An 18058-nucleotide genomic window follows, 5' to 3' on the forward strand; every position below is an offset into this window, starting at 1 on the left:
AAGCAAGCCTGGGGGCGCGAGCCCCCGGGCTTTGCCTGCTTTAAATGAAACGAGATGGGGAATGGAGAATAGGGAATCGGAAATCCGGTTAGATCCTGCCGATTGACGATTCCCTATTCTCGATTCCCTGAAATCCCATTCAGCCGGTGTGTGCACCACCGGCGCCACTGCGAACCGAGGCGCTACCGATCATGGCCTACTCGTTTACCGAGAAGAAACGCATCCGCAAGGACTTTGGCAAGCGTCCGCCCGTGCTGGGCGTGCCGAACCTGCTGACCATCCAGACTGATTCCTACCGGGAATTCCTGCAGGAGCACGTCGCGCCGAAACAGCGCGGCGACAAGGGTTTGCATGCCGCGTTGAAGTCGGTGTTCCCGATCTCCAGCTACTCGGGCAATGCCGCACTGGAGTACGTGGACTACCGCCTGGGCGAGCCGGCGTTCGACGAGCGCGAGTGCCGCAACCGCGGCATGACCTTCGGTGCGCCGCTGCGCACCACCGTGCGCCTGGTGATCTACGACAAGGACAGCCCGGCCTCGAAGAAGGTGGTCAAGTACATCAAGGAGCAGGAGGTCTACATGGGCGAGATCCCGCTCATGACCGACACCGGCACCTTCATCATCAACGGCACCGAGCGCGTGATCGTCTCGCAGCTGCATCGTTCGCCGGGGGTGTTCTTCGACCACGATCGCGGCAAGACGCACAGCTCGGGCAAGCTCTTGTTCTCGGCCCGCGTGATCCCCTACCGCGGCTCCTGGCTGGACTTCGAGTTCGACCCGAAGGACGCGCTGTTCACCCGCATCGACCGTCGCCGCAAGCTGCCGGTGACGGTGCTGCTGCGCGCGCTCGGCTACAACAACGAGGAGATGCTGGGCATCTTCTTCGAGCACAACGTGTTCCACCTGGGCAACAAGGGCGGCACCACGCTGGAGCTGGTCGCCGAGCGCCTGCGCGGCGAGACGCTCTCCTTCGACCTGGCGATCGGTGGCAAGGTGCTGGTGGAAGCCGGCAAGCGCATCACCGCACGCCACGTGCGCCAGCTGGCGGCCGAGAACATCACCGCGCTGGAAGTGCCGGACGACTACCCGGTCGGCCGCATCGTGGCCACCGACATCGTCGACGCCAAGACCGGCGAACTGCTGGCCTCGGCGAACGACGAGATCACTGCCGAGCAGATGGAGAACTTCCGCAAGGCCGGCATCGAAGTCGTGCCGACGCTGTACGTCAACGATCTCGACCGCGGCGCCTACATCTCGCACACCCTGCGCATCGACAACACCAAGACGCCGCTGGAGGCGCTGGTGGAGATTTACCGCATGATGCGCCCGGGCGAGCCGCCGACCAAGGACGCTGCGCAGAACCTGTTCTTCAACCTGTTCTTCACCTTCGACCGCTACGACCTGTCGGCGGTCGGCCGGATGAAGTTCAACCGCCGCGTGGGCCGCAAGGAAATCCTCGGCCCGGGCGTGCTGTACGACCACAAGTACTTCAGCGAGCGCAAGGAAGAGGAGTCGCAGCGGCTGGTCAAGGAGCAGGGCGAGTCGTCCGACATCCTCGACGTGCTGAAGGTGCTGATCGACATCAAGAACGGCCATGGCACCGTCGACGACATCGACCATCTGGGCAACCGTCGCGTGCGTTCGGTCGGCGAAATGGCCGAGAACACCTTCCGCATCGGTCTGGTGCGCGTGGAACGCGCCGTGCGCGAGCGCCTGTCGCTGGCCGAGGCCGATGGCCTGACCCCGCAGGACCTGATCAACGCCAAGCCGGTCGCGGCGGCGGTGAAGGAGTTCTTCGGCTCCTCGCAGCTGTCGCAGTTCATGGACCAGAACAACCCGCTGTCGGAAGTGACGCACAAGCGCCGCGTCTCCGCGCTGGGGCCGGGTGGCCTGACCCGCGAGCGCGCCGGCTTCGAAGTGCGCGACGTGCATCCGACCCACTACGGCCGCGTCTGCACCATCGAGACGCCGGAAGGCCCGAACATCGGCCTGATCAACTCGCTGGCCGTGTATGCCCGCACCAACGCCTACGGCTTCCTCGAGACGCCGTACCGCAAGGTCGCCAACAGCAAGGTCACCGACAAGGTCGACTACCTGTCGGCGATCGAGGAAGGCGACCACGTGATCGCCCAGGCGAACTCGCCGCTGGACAAGCACGGCGCGTTCCTGGAGGACTTCGTGTCCTGCCGTTTCCGTGGCGAGTCCGAGCTGCGCCCGGCCGCCGAGGTCGACTACATGGACGTCTCGCCGATGCAGACCGTGTCGGTCGCCGCGGCGCTGGTGCCGTTCCTGGAGCATGACGACGCGAACCGCGCGCTGATGGGCGCGAACATGCAGCGCCAGGCCGTGCCGACGCTGCGCTCGCAGACCCCGCTGGTCGGTACCGGCATCGAGCGCGCGGTGGCGCGCGACTCGGGCGTCATCGTCTCCGCCAAGCGCGGCGGGGTGATCGACCAGGTCGACGCGGCGCGCATCGTGGTGCGCGTGAACGAGGAGGAGGTCGGCGGCAACGACGCCGGCGTCGATATCTACACGTTGACCAAGTACACCCGCTCCAACCAGAACACCAACCTCAACCAGCGCCCGCTGGTGAACGTCGGCGACGTGGTGGCGAAGGGCGACACGCTGGCCGACGGTTCGTCGACCGACCTGGGCGAGCTCGCGCTCGGCCAGAACATGCTGATCGCCTTCATGCCGTGGAACGGCTACAACTTCGAAGACTCGATCCTGCTCTCCGAGCGCGTCGTGCAGGAGGACCGCTACACCTCGATCCACATCGAGGAGCTGTCCTGCATCGCGCGCGACACCAAGCTGGGCGCCGAGGAAATCACCGCCGACATCCCGAACGTGGGTGAGCAGGCGCTGGCGCGCCTCGACGAATCCGGCATCGTGTACATCGGTGCCGAGGTGAAGGCCGGCGACATCATGGTCGGCAAGGTCACGCCCAAGGGCGAGAGCCAGCTGACACCGGAAGAGAAGCTGCTGCGCGCGATCTTCGGCGAGAAGGCGTCCGACGTGAAGGACAGCTCGCTGCGCGTGCCCCCGGGCATGGACGGCACCGTGATCGACGTGCAGGTGTTCACCCGCGACGGCATCGAGAAGGACAAGCGCGCCAAGCAGATCGAGGAAACCGAGGTCAAGCGGGTGCGCAAGGATCTGGACGACCAGTTCCGCATCCTCGAAGTCGCGATCTACAGCCGCATGCGCACCCAGCTGGTCGGCAAGTCCGCGATGAGCGGTCCGGGCGGCCTGAAGCGCGGCGCCGAGATCACCGACGCGTATCTCGACGGCCTGAAGAAGGACGACTGGTTCAAGGTCAACGTCAAGGACGAGGAGGTCACCGAGTTCCTCGAGCGTGCCGCCGAGCAGATCAAGCGCCACAAGGAAGAGTTCGACAAGCGCTTCAAGGAGAAGCAGGGCAAGATCACCCAGGGCGACGACCTCGCGCCGGGCGTGCTGAAGATGGTCAAGGTGTTCCTGGCCGTGAAGCGTCGCATCCAGCCGGGCGACAAGATGGCCGGCCGCCACGGCAACAAGGGCGTGGTGTCCAACGTGGTGCCGGTGGAGGACATGCCGTACATGGCCAACGGCGAGGCGGTGGATATCTGCCTGAACCCGCTGGGCGTGCCGTCGCGCATGAACATCGGGCAGATTCTCGAGGTGCATCTGGGCTGGGCCGCCAAGGGCCTGGGCAAGAAGATCCAGAAGATGATCGAGGCGCAGGAGAAGGTGGCCGAGATCCGCAAGTTCCTCGACCAGATCTACAACAGCCACGTCGCCGGTGCCGTGCAGCACGTCGATCTGAAGTCGCTCACCGACAAGGAGATCTTCGCGCTCGCCACCAACCTGCAGGAAGGCGTGCCGATGGCGACGCCGGTGTTCGACGGTGCGGAAGAGACTGAGATCAAGGCGATGCTGAAGCTGGCTGATCTGCCGGAATCCGGTCAGACCATGCTGTACGACGGCCGCACCGGCGAGGCATTCGACCGCCCGGTCACCGTGGGCTACATGCATTACCTGAAGCTCAACCACCTGGTCGACGACAAGATGCACGCGCGCTCCACCGGCCCGTACTCGCTGGTCACCCAGCAGCCGCTGGGCGGCAAGGCGCAGTTCGGCGGCCAGCGCTTCGGCGAGATGGAAGTGTGGGCGCTGGAAGCCTACGGCGCGGCCTACACCCTGCAGGAAATGCTGACGGTGAAGTCCGACGACGTGCAGGGCCGCAACCAGATGTACAAGAACATCGTCGACGGCAACCACGAAATGTCCGCGGGCATGCCGGAGTCCTTCAACGTGCTGGTGAAGGAAATCCGCTCGCTCGCCATCGACATCGATCTGGAAGAGGTCAAGTGATTTGGCAAGGGAGTAGGGAATAGGGAACAGGGAGTCGCGAAGGCACGAAACATCGCCGCGACCCCGAACCTTCATTCCCCGCTCTTCCCATTCCCGATTCTCCATTCCCTATTCCCGATCTTTCGGAGATTCAAATGAAAGACTTGCTCAACCTCTTCAACCAGCAGCGCACGACGCCGGATTTCGACGCGATCAAGATCGCGCTCGCCTCGCCGGAGCTGATCCGCTCGTGGTCGTACGGCGAAGTGAAGAAACCGGAGACGATCAACTACCGCACCTTCAAGCCCGAGCGCGACGGTCTGTTCTGCGCCGCCATCTTCGGCCCGGTGAAGGACTACGAGTGCCTGTGCGGCAAGTACAAGCGCATGAAGCACCGCGGCGTGGTGTGCGAGAAGTGCGGCACGGAAGTGACCCTGGCCAAGGTGCGCCGCGAGCGCATGGGCCACATCGAGCTGGCCAGCCCGACCGCGCACATCTGGTTCCTGAAATCGCTGCCCTCGCGCATCGGCCTGATGCTGGACATGACCCTGCGCGACATCGAGCGCATCCTGTACTTCGAGGCCTTCGTGGTGATCGATCCGGGCATGACCGCGCTGGAGCGCGGCCAGCTGCTCAGCGAGGATCAGTATCTGGAAGCGACCGAGGAGCACGGCGACGAGTTCGACGCGCGGATGGGTGCCGAGGCGGTGTTTCACCTGCTGAAGTCGCTTGATCTGCCGGGCGAAGTCATCCGCCTGAAGGAAGAGATCGCCTCCACCAATTCCGAGACCAAGCTCAAGCGCCTCACCAAGCGCGTCAAGCTGATCGAGGCGTTCCTGGAGTCCGGCAACAAGCCGGAGTGGATGGTGCTGACCGTGCTGCCCGTGCTGCCGCCGGACCTGCGTCCGCTGGTGCCGCTGGACGGTGGTCGCTTCGCCACCTCCGACCTGAATGACCTGTACCGTCGCGTCATCAACCGCAACAACCGCCTCAAGCGGCTGCTCGAACTCAATGCGCCCGACATCATCGTGCGCAACGAGAAGCGCATGCTGCAGGAATCGGTCGACGCGCTGCTCGACAACGGCCGCCGCGGCCGTGCCATCACCGGCACCAACAAGCGCGCGCTGAAGTCGCTGGCCGACATGATCAAGGGCAAGCAGGGCCGCTTCCGCCAGAACCTGCTCGGCAAGCGTGTGGACTACTCCGGCCGTTCGGTGATCGTGGTCGGCCCGACGCTGCGCCTGCACCAGTGTGGCCTGCCCAAGAAGATGGCGCTGGAGCTGTTCAAGCCGTTCATCTTCGCCAAGCTGCAGGCACGTGGCGAAGCCACCACCATCAAGGCGGCGAAGAAGCTGGTCGAGCGCGAGGAAGGCCAGGTGTGGGACATCCTCGAAGAGGTGATCCGCGAACATCCGGTGCTGCTGAACCGCGCGCCGACCCTGCACCGCCTCGGCATCCAGGCGTTCGAGCCGAAGCTGATCGAAGGCAAGGCGATCCAGCTGCACCCGCTGGTCTGCACCGCGTTCAACGCGGACTTCGACGGCGACCAGATGGCCGTGCACGTGCCGTTGTCGATCGAGGCGCAGCTGGAAGCGCGCACGCTGATGATGTCGTCCAACAACATCCTGTCGCCCGCCAACGGCGAGCCGATCATCGTGCCGACCCAGGACGTGGTGCTGGGCCTGTACTACATGACCCGCGAGCTGATCAACGCCAAGGGCACGGGCATGGTGTTCTCCGGCGTCTCGGAAGCGCGCCGCGCCTACGACAACCGTGCGGTCGAGCTGCATGCCAAGGTCAAGGTGCGCCTGAAGCTGGTGCACATTGCCGAAGACGGTACGCGCAGCAGCGAAACCCGGCTGGTCGAGACCACCGTGGGCCGTGCGCTGCTCGCCGAGATCCTGCCGGAGGGCCTGCCGTTCGAGCTGGCCAACACCGAGCTGACCAAGAAGAACATCTCACGGCTGATCAACTCCAGCTATCGCCTGCTGGGCCTGAAGGAAACTGTGGTGTTCGCCGACAAGCTGATGTACACCGGCTACCGGTTCGCCACGCGCGCGGGCATCTCGATCGGCATCGACGACATGCTGATCCCGAACGAGAAGAAGACCATCCTCGACGAGGCCGAGAAGGAGGTCGTCGAGATCCAGCAGCAATACCAGTCGGGTCTGGTCACCGCCGGCGAGCGCTACAACAAGGTGGTCGACATCTGGTCGCGCACCAGCGAGCAGGTAGCCAAGGCGATGATCGACGGCATCGGCACCGAGAAGGTGGTCGATGCCGAAGGCAAGATGGTCAGCCAGAAGTCGATGAACTCGCTGTACATCATGGCCGACTCCGGCGCGCGTGGCTCGGTGGCGCAGATCCGCCAGCTGGCCGGCATGCGCGGCCTGATGGCGCGTCCGGACGGCTCGATCATCGAGACGCCGATCAAGGCCAACTTCCGCGAAGGCCTGAACGTGCTGCAGTACTTCAACTCGACCCACGGCGCCCGCAAGGGCCTGGCGGATACCGCGCTGAAGACCGCCAACTCCGGTTACCTGACCCGCCGCCTGGTCGACGTGGCGCAGGACGTGGTCGTCACCATGGACGACTGCGGCACCGAGGACGGCGTCACCATGCAGCCGATCGTCGAAGGCGGCGATGTGGTCGAGCCGTTGCGTGACCGCGTGCTCGGCCGTGTGGTGGTCGAGGATGTCTACGCCCCCGGCGACGACGACCGCCCGATCGTCACCCGCGACACGCTGCTCAACGAAGCCCTGGTCGAGAAGCTCGACAAGGCCGGCGTGCAGATCATCAAGGTGCGTTCGCCGATCACCTGCGAAGCCGTCCACGGCGTGTGCAAGCTGTGCTACGGCCGCGATCTGGCCCGTGGCCACCTGGTCAACATGGGCGAGGCCGTGGGCGTGGTCGCCGCGCAGTCGATCGGCGAACCGGGCACCCAGCTGACCATGCGTACGTTCCACATCGGCGGCGCGGCTTCGCGTGCGGCGGCGGTGGACAACGTGACGGTGAAGACCACCGGCTCGCTGAAGTTCAACAACCTGAAATCGGTGCAGCACAAGCAGGGCCACCTGGTGGCGGTGTCGCGTTCGGGCGAGCTGAGCGTGATCGACGCCAGCGGCCGCGAGCGCGAGCGTTACAAGGTGCCGTACGGCGCCGTCATCGCGGTCAAGGACGGCGCGCCGGTCAAGCCGGGCCAGACCGTGGCGAACTGGGATCCGCATACCCATCCGATCGTCACCGAGGTGGCCGGTGTGGTGCGCTTCATCGATTTCCTCGATGGCGTCACCGTGCAGAGCCAGACCGACGAGCTGACCGGCCTGGAGTCGGCGGTGGTCACCGATCCGAAGCGTCGTGGCGCGCAGGCGAAGGACCTGCGTCCGATCGTGCGCCTGGAAGACGCCAAGGGCCGGGAGCTCAAGCTGCCGGGTACCGACATCGCCGCGCAGTATTTCCTGCCGGCCGGTGCGATCGTGTCGATCCAGAACGGTGCCGAAGTGGGCGTGGGCGACGTGGTCGCGCGTATCCCGCAGGAAACCTCCAAGACCCGCGACATCACCGGTGGTCTGCCGCGTGTCGCCGACCTGTTCGAGGCACGCAAGCCGAAGGAACCGGCGATCCTCGCCGAGCGCTCCGGCATCATCAGCTTCGGCAAGGACACCAAGGGCAAGCAGCGTCTGATCATCAAGGACGTCGACGGCAACGAGCACGAGGAGCTGATTCCAAAGTGGCGCCAGGTCATCGTGTTCGAGGGCGAGCACGTGGAGAAGGGCGAAACCGTCGTCGACGGCGAGCCGAGTCCGCATGACATCCTGCGCCTGCTCGGCGTGGAGCCGCTGGCTACGTACTTGGTCAAGGAAATCCAGGACGTGTACCGCCTGCAGGGCGTGAAGATCAACGACAAGCACATCGAGGCGATCATTCGCCAGATGCTGCGCAAGGTCGAGATCGTCGAGCCGGGCGAAAGCCATTATCTGCGCGGCGAGCAGGTCGAGCGCGTGCGGATCAACGGCGAGAACGAGCGTGCGCTCGCCAAGGGTGAGCGTCCCGCGGAATACCAGTCGGTGCTGCTGGGCATCACCAAGGCGTCGCTGGCGACCGAATCGTTCATCTCGGCGGCCTCGTTCCAGGAGACCACCCGCGTTCTGACCGAGGCGGCGGTTCGTGGCACGCGCGACACCTTGCGTGGCCTGAAGGAAAATGTTATTGTCGGCCGTCTTATTCCGGCAGGCACGGGTCTGGCGTACCACGCATCGCGTCGTCGCCAGGGCGGTTTGACCGCCACGGAGCTGGAAACCCTTTCTGGTTCCACGCCTGCAGTCTCGTTTGCGGAGGCTCCAGCCGGCGGTGCAAACGGTGTCGAGTAAACCTGTACGGGGTGTTGCTCGCTGACATACGAAATGAGGTGCACGGACGCACCTCGTGTTCGGGTCCAGGACGACTGAGCATTGGCTTGCCTAGAGTGGGCCGCTCATGTTAAATTCCCGCTTCTTGGCAGACCGAGCTTATTCGGGCTGCCTTTATGTTTTCAGGAACAGCTTCGCATGACGACAGTCAACCAGTTGGTGCGCAAAAACCGCAGCCCGAAGACCTACAAGAGTGGGTCGCCCGCCCTGCAGAGCAGCCCGCAGCGTCGCGGCGTCTGCACGCGCGTTTACACGACCACTCCGAAGAAGCCGAACTCGGCCCTGCGCAAGGTTGCCAAGGTGCGCCTGACCAACGGTTTCGAGGTCATCAGCTACATCGGTGGCGAAGGCCACAACCTGCAGGAGCACTCGGTGGTGCTGATCCGCGGCGGTCGCGTCAAGGACCTGCCGGGTGTGCGTTATCACACGGTGCGTGGCAGCCTCGACTGCGCCGGCGTCACCAAGCGCCGCCAGTCGCGCTCGAAGTACGGCGCCAAGCGCCCGAAGAAATAATGTCATGCGGCCTTTGCTGGCCGCTTTTCAAGCGGGCAGGAATGTCCGCCAAAATAACGGACAACAAACATGTCGCGTAAAGGTTCACATCCCGCCCGTCTGGTTTTGCCCGATCCCAAGCACGGCAGCCAACTGATCGCCCGCTTCATCAACATGGTGATGAAGAGCGGCAAGAAGTCGGTCGCCGAAAGCATCGTCTACGGCGCGCTGCAGCAAATCGGCGAGAAGAACGCCGAGCCGGTAGCCCTGGTCGAGAAGGCGCTGAACAATATTGCTCCGGCGGTCGAGGTGAAATCCCGCCGCGTCGGCGGCGCCACCTACCAGGTACCGGTCGAGGTGCGCCCGGGTCGCCGCATGGCGCTGGCCATGCGCTGGGTCATCGATGCCGCCCGCAAGCGCGGCGAGACCTCGATGCCGCGCAAGCTGGCTGCCGAGTTGCTGGAGGCTTCGGAAAGCCGCGGCGGCGCCGCCAAGAAGCGCGAGGAAACGCATCGCATGGCCGAGGCCAACAAGGCCTTCTCGCACTACCGCTGGTAAGCGGCGTTGCCTTGGCCGTCGTCCTGACGGCCAAGGGCATTCCGCCACACTTGGCGGAACTCGGCCCGGGCCACACCAGATGGCGGCAAGGGCATTCCGCCATATCGGGCGGATTCTCAAACGGAACGCGGCCCGGATGGTCGCGCTAATCAGGGCAGGGTAGCCCGGCAAAGGTATACATCCATGGCACGCACCACTCCTATCGAGCGCTACCGCAACTTCGGCATCATGGCCCACATCGATGCGGGCAAGACTACGACCACGGAGCGCATCCTGTTCTACACCGGCGTCTCGCACAAGATTGGCGAGGTGCACGACGGTGCGGCCACGATGGACTGGATGGAGCAGGAGCAGGAGCGCGGCATCACCATCACTTCCGCCGCCACCACGGCGTTCTGGAAGGGCATGGATGGTTCGATGGAGCAGCACCGCTTCAACATCATCGACACCCCGGGACACGTGGACTTCACCATCGAGGTGGAGCGTTCGCTGCGCGTGCTCGACGGCGCGGTGTTCGTGTTGTGCGCGGTCGGCGGCGTGCAGCCGCAGTCGGAGACCGTATGGCGCCAGGCCAACAAGTACAAGGTGCCGCGCCTCGCGTTCGTCAACAAGATGGACCGCACCGGCGCCAACTTCGACAAGGTGGTGGGTCAACTGAAGTCGCGTCTGGGCGCGCACCCGGTGCCGATGGTGGTGCCGATCGGTGCCGAGGACGGCTTCGAGGGCGTGGTCGACCTGCTGAAGATGAAGTCGATCACCTGGGACATGGCGTCCCAGGGCATGAAGTTCGACTACCAGGACATTCCGGCGAACCTCAAGGACAAGGCTGACGAGGCGCACAGCTTCATGGTCGAGTCTGCGGCCGAAGCCACCGAAGAGCTGATGAACAAGTACCTCGAGGAGGGTTCCCTCAGCGAGGACGAGATTATCGCAGGCCTGCGCCAGCGCACGCTGGCTAGCGAAATCATCCCGGTCTACTGCGGCACTGCGTTCAAGAACAAGGGCGTGCAGGCGATGCTGGACGCGGTGGTGTACCTGCTGCCGTCGCCGGTCGACCGTCCGCCGGTGGCCGGCATGGACGAGAACGAGCACGAGGCGACCCGCAAGGCGGACGACGCCGTGCCGTTCTCCGCGCTTGCGTTCAAGATCATGACGGATCCGTTCGTCGGTTCGCTGACCTTCTTCCGCGTCTACTCGGGCGTGCTGAATGCCGGCGATGCCGTCTACAACCCGGTGAAGTCGAAGAAAGAGCGCATCGGTCGCATCCTGCAGATGCACGCGAACGATCGTCAGGAGCTGAAGGAAGTCCGCGCGGGCGACATCGCCGCTGCGGTCGGCCTGAAGGACGTGACGACGGGTGACACGCTGTGCGCGCAGGATCACATCATCACTCTGGAGCGCATGACGTTCCCGGAGCCGGTGATCTCGATGGCGGTCGAGCCGAAGACCAAGTCCGACCAGGAAAAGATGGGCATCGCGCTCGGCCGTCTGGCCGCTGAGGATCCGTCGTTCCGCGTGCGTACGGACGAGGAGTCGGGTCAGACCATCATCTCGGGCATGGGTGAGCTGCACCTGGACATCCTGGTCGATCGCATGCGGCGCGAGTTCAACGTCGAGGCCAATGTCGGCAAGCCGCAGGTGGCCTACCGCGAGACGATCCGCAGCAGCGATGTGAAGTCCGACTACAAGCACGCCAAGCAGTCCGGCGGCAAGGGCCAGTACGGCCACGTGGTGATCGAGATGTCGCCGATCAGCGACGCCGACCGCGCCGACGAGAAGCTTGCTTCGATGATCAAGGACGACTTCCTGTTCATCAACGACATCACCGGCGGCGTGATCCCGAAGGAGTTCATCCCCTCGGTCGAAAAGGGCCTGCGCGAAACCATCACCAGCGGTCCGCTGGCGGGCTTCCCGGTGGTGGGCGTCAAGGTGAAGCTGGTGTTCGGCTCCTACCACGACGTCGACTCGTCCGAAATGGCGTTCAAGCTGGCCGCCTCGATGGCGTTCAAGCAGGGCTTCGCCAAGGCTTCGCCGGTGCTGCTCGAACCGATCATGAAGGTCGAGGTGGTGACGCCGGAGGACTACGTGGGTGACGTGATGGGCGACATGAGCCGTCGCCGCGGCATCCTGCGTGGCCAGGAAGATACGCCGTCAGGCAAGACCATCGACGCGTTCGTGCCGCTGGGCGAGATGTTCGGTTACGCGACCACGATCCGTTCGCTGACCCAGGGTCGCGCCACTTTCACAATGGAGTTCGACCACTACGCCGAGGCGCCGAGCAACATCGCCGAGCAGGTCATGAAGAAGGCGTGACTTGCTCGATCTTCCTGATCGCAACGACAAGGATCAGGAAGCGGCCATTCATGGCCGCACTTTCAAAAGAAGCGGCCATTCGTGGCGCATCATCAAATAAGTTCTCTCAGAGGTCTGAGTCATGGCAAAGGGTAAATTCGAACGCACCAAGCCGCACGTGAACGTCGGCACGATTGGTCACGTGGATCACGGCAAGACGACGCTGACGGCGGCGCTGACGAAGGTCGGTGCGGAGCGCTTCGGTGGCGAGTTCAAGGATTACAGCGCGATCGACGCGGCGCCGGAAGAGAAGGCGCGCGGCATCACGATCTCGACGGCACACGTGGAATACGAGTCGCCGAAGCGGCACTACGCGCACGTGGACTGCCCGGGCCATGCGGACTACGTGAAGAACATGATCACGGGTGCGGCGCAGATGGACGGCGCGATCCTGGTGTGCTCGGCGGCGGACGGTCCGATGCCGCAGACGCGCGAGCACATCCTGCTGTCGCGCCAGGTGGGCGTGCCGTACATCGTGGTGTTCCTGAACAAGGCGGACATGGTCGACGACGCCGAGTTGCTCGAGCTGGTCGAGATGGAAGTGCGCGAGCTGCTGAGCAAGTACGACTTCCCGGGCGACGACACGCCGATCATCCACGGTTCGGCGCTGAAGGCGCTGGAAGGTGATCAGAGCGAGATCGGCGTGCCGGCGATCATCAAGCTGGTGGACGCGCTGGACAGCTACATCCCGGAGCCGGTGCGTGCGATCGACAAGCCGTTCCTGATGCCGGTGGAAGACGTGTTCTCGATCTCGGGCCGCGGTACCGTGGTGACCGGTCGTATCGAGCGCGGCGTGATCAAGGTGGGCGACGAAATCGAAGTGGTCGGCATCCGCGACACGCAGAAGACGACCGTCACCGGCGTGGAGATGTTCCGCAAGCTGCTGGACCAGGGTCAGGCGGGTGATAACGCCGGTCTGCTGCTGCGCGGTCTGAAGCGTGACGACGTGGAGCGTGGCCAGGTGCTGGCCAAGCCGGGCACGATCACCCCGCACACCGACTTCGAGGCGGAGGTATATGTGCTGTCGAAGGACGAGGGTGGCCGTCATACGCCGTTCTTCAAGGGCTACCGTCCGCAGTTCTACTTCCGCACGACCGACGTGACCGGTGCGGTGACGCTGCCGGAAGGCGTGGAAATGGTGATGCCGGGCGACAACGTGAAGATGGTGGTGAGCCTGATCCACCCGATCGCGATGGACGAAGGCCTGCGTTTCGCCATCCGCGAAGGCGGCCGCACTGTCGGCGCCGGCGTGGTGGCCAAGGTCATCAAGTAATAGCTCTTGTGAGAAGTCCGGCATGGATGCCGGTTTGATCTTTGCCATCAGGGAGGATGGCTGAAGTAAAGGTCACGGGGCGAACGGAACCATACGCTGCCGGGATAACTCCCGCCGTTGATCCGACCGGAAGGTCGGATCACGCCAGGAAGGGGAGCAAGTTACGGCGATTGCGCACCCCTTCACTAATTCAAGATTTACCGGTATACTTCGCAGCTCACTTGTCGGACAGATCAGTTTCTGGACGACCAACCGCGAAATGAGGCGCAGGATGTGCTTCGAGTTCGCCGGCCGGGGAACGGCCTTCGCAAGTCGACGTGATCGCGGGATCAGCCCGGTGACACGTCGTTTTGCGCGAGATTCCGATTGTGCCAGGCGAGCGGATTGCGGCTCGCCTGGTGTTTTTCAAAGGGGCAGCGGCGGGTTGGCGGCCCCAGGTGGTAGTGGCAAAGGGTAGTGCGCGGTGGCGAGAAGCCTCCTCGTTATTTACAGAGCGTTCTTTCGACAACAGGACACGGTTATGGCGAACCAGAAGATTCGGATTCGGCTGAAGGCGTACGATCACCGGCTGATCGACCGCTCGGCCAGCGAGATCGTCGAGACGGCAAAGCGCACGGGTGCCACGGTACTCGGCCCGATCCCGCTCCCGACCAAGATCGAGCGTTACACCATTCTGACGTCGCCGCACGTCGACAAGGATGCACGCGACCAGTACGAGACCCGTACTCACAAGCGCGTGCTCGACATCGTCGACCCGAACGACAAGACCGTGGACGCGCTCATGAAGCTTGATCTCGCCGCTGGCGTCGATGTTCAGATCAAGCTCGGCTGAGCGACAGACAGGATACGAAGATGAGTATCGGATTGGTTGGCCGCAAATGCGGCATGAGCCGACTCTTCACTGAGGATGGCCGCTCGATTCCGGTGACGCTGATTGAAGCGACGCCGAACCGCGTGACCCAGCTGAAGACGGATGAGAACGATGGCTACAGCGCCGTCCAGGTTTCCGCGGGCAGCAAGCGCGCGAACCTGCTGACGCAGCCGCTGAAGGGCCATTACGCGAAGGCCAAGGTTGAGCCGGGTCGCGGCCTGTGGGAGTTCCGCGTGGCTGCCGAGGATCTCGGCAAGTACAGCGTGGGCACCGAGATCAAGGCGGACGACGTGTTCTCCGTCGGCCAGATCGTCGATGTCGCCGGCGTGTCGAAGGGAAAGGGCTTCCAGGGCACAATCAAGCGCTGGAACTTCAAGATGGGTGACGCCACCCACGGCAACTCGCTGTCGCATCGCGCGCCGGGCTCCATCGGCCAGCGCCAGACGCCGGGTCGCGTGTTTCCGGGCAAGAAGATGGCCGGTCACATGGGTGCCGTGCGCCGCTCGGCGCAGGGCCTGGAAGTGGTCAAGGTCGACGCCGAGCGTCATCTGATCGCCGTGAAGGGCGCGGTGCCGGGTGCAACCGGCGGCGACGTCATCATTCGTCCGACGACCAAGGGTTGAGGAGAGTCGCCATGGAATTGAATGTCATTGGCGCCAAGCCGCTCAGCGTGTCGGACGAAGTGTTCGGCGGCGAGTACAAGAAGGCCCTGGTTCACCAGGTGGTGGTTGCCTACCAGGCGGCCGGTCGCGCCGGTACCAAGGCGCAGCTGTCGCGCGGCGAGATGTCCGGCACCACCAAGAAGTTCAAGAAGCAGAAGGGCGGCGGCGCCCGTCACGGTGACTACCGTGCGCCGATTTTCGTCGGCGGTGGTGTCACGTTCGCCGCCAAGCCGCGCAGCTACGAGCAGAAGGTCAACCGCAAGGCCTACCGCGTCGCGATCCGCTCGATCTTCTCCGAGCTGGCCCGCCAGGGTCGCCTGAAGATCGTCGAGAACTTCGGTGTCGATACGCCGAAGACCTCCGCGATGGTGGCCAAGCTGGCCGAGCTGGAGGTTTCCGGCCGCGTGTTGCTGGTATCGGAGGACGCCTCCGAGGCGTTGTTCCTGGCCGCGCGCAACATTCCGTATATCCATGTGCTGGACGTGATGGCGCTGAACCCCGTCAGCCTGGTCGGTTCCGACCACGTGGTGATGACGGTCGACGCCGTGAAGAAGGTCGAGGAGTGGCTGGCATGAACAACGAACGCATTCTCGACACGCTGCGCGCACCGCACATTTCCGAGAAGTCGGCGCGCCTTGGCGAGCACAACCAGTACGTATTCGTGGTCGCCCCGACCGCAACCAAGGCTGATGTCCGCGATGCCGTGGAGAAAATGTTCGACGTCAAGGTCGAGCGGGTGAACCTCGTCAACACCAAGGGCAAGGTCAAGTCCTTCCGTTTCCGCGCTGGCAGCCGCCAGGGCAAGCGCAAGGCCTATGTGCGTCTTGCCGATGGCCAGACCATCGACGTGTCCGCCAAGGCCTGAGCCAGGAGTTCTGTGAGATGGCACTAATCAACCACAAGCCGACCTCGCCGGGCCGCCGTGACGCGGTGAGCGTCCGCACGGAAGGCCTGCACAAGGGCGCGCCGTACGCGGCGTTGACCGAATCGCAGTCCAAGACCGGCGGTCGCAACCACCACGGTCGCATCACCACGCGTCATCGCGGCGGCGGTCACAAGCAGCACTACCGCATCATCGACTTCAAGCGCGACAAGGAAGGCATCGCCGCCCGCGTCGAGCGCATCGAGTACGATCCGAACCGTACCGCGCACATCGCGCTGCTGTGCTACGCCGATGGCGAGCGCCGCTACATCATCGCACCGAAGGGCGTGCAGGTAGACGATCGCCTGGTGTCCGGCCGCGACGCGCCGATCAAGGCCGGCAATTGCCTGCAGCTGCGCAACATCCCGATGGGCAGCACGATCCACTGCATCGAGCTGCGCCCCGGCAAGGGTGCGCAGATCGCCCGCAGCGCCGGCGCCTCGGTGCAGCTGGTTGCCCGCGAGTCCGGCTACGCCACGCTGCGCCTGCGCTCCGGCGAGATGCGCCGCGTCTCGGTCGATTGCCGCGCCACCATCGGCGAAGTCGGCAACGGCGAGCACAGCCTGAAGAAGCTGGGCAAGGCCGGCGCCAAGCGCTGGGTGGGCATTCGCCCGACCGTTCGCGGCGTGGTGATGAACCCGGTCGACCATCCGCACGGTGGTGGTGAAGGCAAGACTTCTGGCGGTCGTCATCCGGTCAGCCCGTGGGGCACGCCGGCCAAGGGTTACAAGACCCGCAACAACAAGCGCACGCAGCAGTTCATCGTGCGTCGTCGTACCAAGTAACAGGAAGCCGACATGCCGCGTTCTCTGAAGAAAGGTCCGTTCGTCGACCTTCACCTCGCGAAGAAGGTGGAAGCTGCGGTTTCCGCCCACAACAAGCGCCCGATCAAGACCTGGTCGCGCCGCTCGATGATCCTGCCGGAAATGGTCGGCTTGACCATCGCCATCCACAACGGCCGTCAGCACGTGCCCGTCCTGATCAACGAGAACATGGTCGGGCACAAGCTCGGCGAGTTCGCGGTGACCCGTACGTTCAAGGGCCATGTCGGCGACAAGAAGGGCAAGTGATGAGCACTGAAGCCAAAGCGATCCTGCGCGGCGCCCGCATCTCGGCGCAAAAGGCACGCCTGGTGGCTGATCTGGTCCGCGGTCTTCCCGTGGGCCGGGCCAGCGACGTGCTCAACTACACCAACAAGAAGGCCGCTCACCTTGTCCGCAAGGTGCTGCTGTCGGCCGTCGCCAACGCCGAGAACAATCTCGGCGCGGATGTCGACGAGCTGAAGGTGGCCAGCATCTTCGTCGATGAAGGTCCGGCGATGAAGCGCATGTATGCCCGCGCCAAAGGCCGCGGTTCGCGCATTCTCAAGCGCACCAGCCACATCACTGTGGTTGTTGGTAACTGACCGGGGACACAAGACGATGGGTCACAAAGTTCATCCCACCGGTATCCGCCTCGGCATTGCCAAGGACTGGAACTCGAAGTGGTTCGCCAACAAGGGCGATTACGCCAAGTATCTCGTGGCCGACATCAAGGTCCGCGACATGCTGAAGAAGAAGCTGGCTGCCGCCGGCATCTCGAAGATCCAGATCGAGCGCCCGGCCAAGACCGCGCGCGTGACGATTCACACCGCCCGTCCGGGCGTGGTGATCGGCAAGAAGGGCGAGGACATCGAGAAGCTGCGCAAGGAAGTCAGCGACATGATGGGCGTGCCGACGCACATCAACGTCAATGAAGTGCGCAAGCCCGAGCTGGACGCACAGCTGGTGGCCGAGTCGATCGCACAGCAGCTGGAGCGCCGCATCATGTTCCGCCGCGCGATGAAGCGCTCGGTCGGCAACGCGATGCGCCTGGGTGCGCTGGGCATCAAGATTAACGTATCCGGCCGCCTGAACGGCGCCGAGATCGCCCGCTCCGAGTGGGCCCGCGAGGGCCGCGTGCCGCTGCACACGCTGCGCGCCGACATTGACTACGGCTTTGCCGAGGCGAGTACCACCTACGGCATCATCGGCATCAAGGTGTGGGTCAACAAGGGCGAGATCTTCGACCTGTCCCAGATCGGTCAGGAGTCGAAAGACGAGTCGCCGGCGCCCTCGCGCCGCGAGGGTGGCGAAGGCCGTCGTGATCGTGAACCGCGTCGTGACGGCGAAGGCCGTCGCGAACGGTCGGCGAAGTAAGGAGAGTTGCC

The 18058-nt window shown here is 64.2% G+C and carries 14 protein-coding genes; all 14 read left to right on the forward strand.

Going from position 1 to position 18058, the window contains the following annotated elements; all coding sequences use genetic code 11:
• Positions 1-188 precede the first annotated feature (188 nt).
• Positions 189-4352: a DNA-directed RNA polymerase subunit beta gene (rpoB, locus tag LRK53_RS06335; protein ID WP_235642653.1), complete on the forward strand. Its 4164-nt coding sequence runs from the start codon at positions 189-191 to the stop codon at positions 4350-4352.
• A gap of 134 nt (positions 4353-4486) precedes the next feature.
• Positions 4487-8701 (forward strand): DNA-directed RNA polymerase subunit beta', encoded by a 4215-nt coding sequence (gene rpoC, locus LRK53_RS06340; RefSeq protein ID WP_027491698.1) that lies wholly within the window; start codon positions 4487-4489, stop codon positions 8699-8701.
• Between the two features lie 177 nt (positions 8702-8878).
• The gene (gene rpsL / locus LRK53_RS06345) at positions 8879-9253 is read left to right on the forward strand and encodes a 30S ribosomal protein S12 (RefSeq protein ID WP_007083021.1); all 375 of its coding nucleotides are present in this window, start codon (positions 8879-8881) and stop codon (positions 9251-9253) included.
• Positions 9254-9322: 69 nt separating this feature from the next.
• Entirely contained in the window at positions 9323-9790 is a 468-nt protein-coding gene (rpsG, locus tag LRK53_RS06350; RefSeq protein WP_027491697.1) for a 30S ribosomal protein S7, read from the forward strand.
• A 183-nt stretch (positions 9791-9973) separates the two neighbouring features.
• Positions 9974-12103, forward strand: coding sequence for an elongation factor G (fusA, locus tag LRK53_RS06355; protein ID WP_027491696.1), 2130 nt, complete (start codon positions 9974-9976; stop codon positions 12101-12103).
• Between the two features lie 121 nt (positions 12104-12224).
• Positions 12225-13415 (forward strand): elongation factor Tu, encoded by a 1191-nt coding sequence (tuf, locus tag LRK53_RS06360; RefSeq protein WP_235642569.1) that lies wholly within the window; start codon positions 12225-12227, stop codon positions 13413-13415.
• Positions 13416-13935: 520 nt separating this feature from the next.
• The gene (rpsJ, locus tag LRK53_RS06365; protein WP_007082173.1) at positions 13936-14247 is read left to right on the forward strand and encodes a 30S ribosomal protein S10; all 312 of its coding nucleotides are present in this window, start codon (positions 13936-13938) and stop codon (positions 14245-14247) included.
• A 20-nt stretch (positions 14248-14267) separates the two neighbouring features.
• The gene (gene rplC, locus LRK53_RS06370; protein WP_027493632.1) at positions 14268-14909 is read left to right on the forward strand and encodes a 50S ribosomal protein L3; all 642 of its coding nucleotides are present in this window, start codon (positions 14268-14270) and stop codon (positions 14907-14909) included.
• An 11-nt stretch (positions 14910-14920) separates the two neighbouring features.
• Entirely contained in the window at positions 14921-15523 is a 603-nt protein-coding gene (gene rplD, locus LRK53_RS06375) for a 50S ribosomal protein L4 (RefSeq protein ID WP_027493633.1), read from the forward strand.
• Complete coding sequence (rplW, locus tag LRK53_RS06380; RefSeq protein ID WP_027493634.1) at positions 15520-15813, forward strand: 50S ribosomal protein L23; 294 nt, start codon at positions 15520-15522, stop codon at positions 15811-15813. Before rplD ends, rplW begins: the two co-directional genes overlap by 4 nt.
• A 17-nt stretch (positions 15814-15830) precedes the next feature.
• Positions 15831-16655, forward strand: coding sequence for a 50S ribosomal protein L2 (gene rplB / locus LRK53_RS06385; RefSeq protein ID WP_008435487.1), 825 nt, complete (start codon positions 15831-15833; stop codon positions 16653-16655).
• A gap of 12 nt (positions 16656-16667) precedes the next feature.
• Entirely contained in the window at positions 16668-16940 is a 273-nt protein-coding gene (gene rpsS, locus LRK53_RS06390) for a 30S ribosomal protein S19 (protein ID WP_007513347.1), read from the forward strand.
• A complete protein-coding gene (rplV, locus tag LRK53_RS06395) occupies positions 16940-17275 on the forward strand; it encodes a 50S ribosomal protein L22 (protein WP_008435486.1) in 336 nt (111 codons plus the stop codon). Before rpsS ends, rplV begins: the two co-directional genes overlap by 1 nt.
• Before the next feature lie 16 nt (positions 17276-17291).
• Positions 17292-18047: a 30S ribosomal protein S3 gene (rpsC, locus tag LRK53_RS06400; protein WP_027493635.1), complete on the forward strand. Its 756-nt coding sequence runs from the start codon at positions 17292-17294 to the stop codon at positions 18045-18047.
• Positions 18048-18058 lie beyond the last annotated feature (11 nt).

This window comes from Rhodanobacter thiooxydans (genome assembly GCF_021545845.1).
GTDB lineage: Bacteria > Pseudomonadota > Gammaproteobacteria > Xanthomonadales > Rhodanobacteraceae > Rhodanobacter.

Coding starts and splice junctions, on each gene's coding strand:
- rpoC (WP_027491698.1), top strand. CDS start 4,487: ATGAAAGACTTGCTCAACCTCTTCAACCAGCAGCGCACGACGCCGGAT.
- rpsL (WP_007083021.1), top strand. CDS start 8,879: ATGACGACAGTCAACCAGTTGGTGCGCAAAAACCGCAGCCCGAAGACC.
- rpsG (WP_027491697.1), top strand. CDS start 9,323: ATGTCGCGTAAAGGTTCACATCCCGCCCGTCTGGTTTTGCCCGATCCC.
- fusA (WP_027491696.1), top strand. CDS start 9,974: ATGGCACGCACCACTCCTATCGAGCGCTACCGCAACTTCGGCATCATG.
- tuf (WP_235642569.1), top strand. CDS start 12,225: ATGGCAAAGGGTAAATTCGAACGCACCAAGCCGCACGTGAACGTCGGC.
- rpsJ (WP_007082173.1), top strand. CDS start 13,936: ATGGCGAACCAGAAGATTCGGATTCGGCTGAAGGCGTACGATCACCGG.
- rplC (WP_027493632.1), top strand. CDS start 14,268: ATGAGTATCGGATTGGTTGGCCGCAAATGCGGCATGAGCCGACTCTTC.
- rplD (WP_027493633.1), top strand. CDS start 14,921: ATGGAATTGAATGTCATTGGCGCCAAGCCGCTCAGCGTGTCGGACGAA.
- rplW (WP_027493634.1), top strand. CDS start 15,520: ATGAACAACGAACGCATTCTCGACACGCTGCGCGCACCGCACATTTCC.
- rplB (WP_008435487.1), top strand. CDS start 15,831: ATGGCACTAATCAACCACAAGCCGACCTCGCCGGGCCGCCGTGACGCG.
- rpsS (WP_007513347.1), top strand. CDS start 16,668: ATGCCGCGTTCTCTGAAGAAAGGTCCGTTCGTCGACCTTCACCTCGCG.
- rplV (WP_008435486.1), top strand. CDS start 16,940: ATGAGCACTGAAGCCAAAGCGATCCTGCGCGGCGCCCGCATCTCGGCG.
- rpsC (WP_027493635.1), top strand. CDS start 17,292: ATGGGTCACAAAGTTCATCCCACCGGTATCCGCCTCGGCATTGCCAAG.